2 protein-coding genes are annotated in these 1959 nt (G+C 55.3%); both read left to right on the top strand.

Going from position 1 to position 1959, the window contains the following annotated elements; genetic code table 11:
* Window positions 1-93: 93 nt before the first annotated feature.
* A complete protein-coding gene (locus CIK92_RS03535) occupies window positions 94-276 on the top strand; it encodes a hypothetical protein (protein WP_094388189.1) in 183 nt (60 codons plus the stop codon).
* A 21-nt stretch (window positions 277-297) separates the two neighbouring features.
* A complete protein-coding gene (locus tag CIK92_RS03530; RefSeq protein WP_144007689.1) occupies window positions 298-1236 on the top strand; it encodes a hypothetical protein in 939 nt (312 codons plus the stop codon).
* Window positions 1237-1959 lie beyond the last annotated feature (723 nt).

Genomic DNA, 1959 nt, shown 5'->3' with positions numbered 1-1959 from the left:
AGATGTGTATAAGAGCCACCCCCCGCCGCCCGCAAGTCTGCCCCTGCCTGCGTCGTCCCAGCCCAACCTGTCGACACGCTCTATCGCCAGCTTATGGCAGAGACGGTGGTCGCCACCGCCAATCTGATGGACGATATGGCGCAGCAGCACGCCAACGCCCAGTTGCAGACCATCACCGCCCTTATCGTCGCCGGCGAGCTCAACTCGCTCGACATTTGCGCCGCCCTGGAAGAAGGGGCCGAGACGGTCGACGACCTGCTTGCCGAGAATGTCTAACCCATTAATATCTTAACAGTTATGAAACCTATTCATGCCCTTGTGATGAGCCTCGCGCTCTTCTTCGTTGCGCCAGCCCATGCGCAGCAGCCCATCGAGAAGTCCTTTGCCCACCTGCGCAAGGTGGTCAAGATGGAAGTCTATCCCAACATCGTGCGCGACCCTGCCACCATGCAGGTCGAGGGTTCTGCCGAGGTCTACGAGTTTGTGGTCAGCGAGCGCAACCGCGCGTTTATTGACACCATGAGAGAGGCTTTTCTCGCATCCTCCGCGACGGCTTACAAAGTCTATTCTGCCAACGACCACAAGCACCAGCGCCGTCTCACCTACACCCCCGGCAACGCTGTCACCATAGGCCGCAATTATATCAACCATATCGCCGCGCTCTTTGCCGACGCCACGCGCCCGGGCTATCGCACAGCCTACTGCCTGGAGTGGTCGTTCCCCTATCAGGGCGAGATACGTGCCCGTTTCTCGCGTGTCTATGGCCCCAACCCCAAGTCGCGTCCCGTCGCGTCTCCCGCAGCCATCCCCTCACAGCCCGTCACCATCGACGATTGGCAGACGTTCGTCTCCAGCCTTCAGTCGGTGCTCGACAGCATCGCTTCGTCCAGCCCCATCCACGACGCTACCGCCTACCAGCAGGCTATAGCCGGTGTCGAGAGCCTTGCCCAGCGCTTCATGCGCCAGCATCCCATGCCGCCATGCCCCTCATCGCCCGACTCCAGTGAGAAGCTCAATGCCGCTGTGCTCACCCATAGCCGCGACAGTGTCGAAGCAGCCCTCGTCAGCCTCGACTTCACCCCCGCCTGTCGCGCGTTGCTCGTCGATGTGCTGCTCGATGCCGACAAGCAGATAGATATCCACCGTGTGGTCGCCGACGCCAATCTGCGCGACCCCGAAAAGATGATGCTCATTATGACCCAGGTCACCCGCCAGGCTATACGCCGATTAAGATGATGTCATAGTGCCGCCAGTGCCGCCCGATAGCGATTGGGCTGCATGGTCAGGGGGGCTTGCCTTCGGGGCAGGCACCCTTTTGAGGTAGACATCCACAAGGACAGAAAGGCAAAAGCGGCTCCCCGCGGGCAGTCGCTTTTGCCTTTCGGTTTTCTGCCGTCAGCGTCGCGGACACCGTGGGCTTTTCTGCGATTTTAACAATGTTAAATATATCAATCCTTTACGCTGTTTTCAGGAATATAGTTCACTTTGCACCTCGTTAAGATACAATCAGTTTCACTCCCGATCGTTTCTTCCCGTGCTTCTTGTGCGGCCTGTAGGCATTGGCTGCGTGCTGTATGCCCCTCTGCTTGTGTCTGACGCACCCCCGACTATAGACACCTCGATTATTACAGACTACATCATGACCAATCTGCTTTGTGCGCTTCCCGCTGGAGTGCATACGGCAGCCGTAGTCTCTTGTTTGCCTGTGCCTGCAACCGACCTGTTGTGGTTAGGCCTCTTGCTCGTATTCAAATTTTACATCATACATAACTCAACTTTTACCACAGATGAGAAGATTGTATTGCCCTGAACTAAGTTGAATAAAAAAGTTCAACCCAAATCGGTCATTAGAAAAAGTTTCTTGTCATTTTCTAATGACCGCCATTAGAAAAATAGCTTTGTATATGCTTGATTCATAAATATTTACTAACTTTACCACGAAAAAAAGAATATACTCCG

The sequence above is a fragment of the Prevotella sp. P4-67 genome (genome assembly GCF_002251325.1).
Taxonomy (GTDB): domain Bacteria; phylum Bacteroidota; class Bacteroidia; order Bacteroidales; family Bacteroidaceae; genus Prevotella.
Note: the sequence above shows the minus strand (reverse complement) of the source record. Positions and strands in the feature narration are given on the sequence as shown.

What these genes read in the sequence shown, in the direction of transcription:
- CIK92_RS03535 (WP_094388189.1), top strand. Translation starts at nt 94, where the DNA reads ATGGCAGAGACGGTGGTCGCCACCGCCAATCTGATGGACGATATGGCG.
- CIK92_RS03530 (WP_144007689.1), top strand. Translation starts at nt 298, where the DNA reads ATGAAACCTATTCATGCCCTTGTGATGAGCCTCGCGCTCTTCTTCGTT.